This is a genomic window from Paraburkholderia sp. BCC1884 (assembly GCF_900996225.1).
Classification (GTDB): Bacteria; Pseudomonadota; Gammaproteobacteria; order Burkholderiales; family Burkholderiaceae; genus Paraburkholderia.
Genome location: NZ_CAAJGL010000082.1, coordinates 1 through 784, shown reverse-complemented (window position 1 = coordinate 784; position 784 = coordinate 1). Strand labels below are relative to the sequence as shown.

The window sequence follows — 784 nt, the reverse complement described above, 5'->3', positions numbered from 1 at the left end:
CGCCGATCCGAAGGTGGTGGAGTGGGTGACGCTGATGAGCACCTTCCCGCAGCCCACGCCATGGACGCCAGCCGGGGTGAAGTGGGCGCCGATGGCGCGCATCTTCGATCTCGACGGGCAGTGAGCAGGGCCGGCGACGGCAACCGGAAACAGAAACAGACGAGCCCGTGACCGGGACGGAAGGAGACAGGATTCATGCAACAGGTATCGGAAGCCGGCGTCACGCCGGTCGGCACGGCGCAACGCTCGCGCGACTGGCGCACCGCGTTCATTCTGGTGACCAGCCTCTTTTTCATGTGGGGGCTCTCATATGGCTTGCTCGACGTGCTGAACAAGCATTTCCAGGACGTGCTGCACGTCAGCAAGGCGCAATCGGGCCTGCTGCAGGGCGCCTATTTTGGGGCTTATTTCGTGATGGCGATCCCGGCCGCGCTGCTGATGGAGCGCTTCGGCTACAAGCGCGGCATCCTGCTCGGGCTCACGCTCTACGCGATCGGCGCGCTGCTGTTCATCCCGGCCTCGGGCGTGGCCAGCTTCCCATTCTTCCTGTTCGCGCTGTTCGTGATCGCCTCCGGCCTCGGCTGCCTGGAAACCGCCGCGAATCCCTACGTGACCGAACTCGGCACGCCCGAGACGGCCGAGCGGCGCCTGAACCTCTCGCAATCCTTCAACGGCCTGGGCAGCTTCCTCGGGCCGCTGATCGGCGGCGCCTTCTTCTTCCCCTCGGGCGCGGCCAGCCAGGCCGCCGCCGAGGGGCTCGGCTCGGTGCGCATCACCTACGTCG

At 66.6% G+C, this 784-nt stretch carries 1 protein-coding gene and 1 pseudogene; both read left to right on the top strand.

What is annotated here, in order from left to right:
• Positions 1-124: pseudogene (locus tag FQ705_RS18810) on the top strand (L-fucose mutarotase); the annotation flags it as partial.
• 71 nt (positions 125-195) lie between these two features.
• Positions 196-784, top strand: a 589-nt coding sequence (locus tag FQ705_RS18805; protein ID WP_186307909.1) for an MFS transporter, incomplete at its 3' end; no start/stop codon positions are given.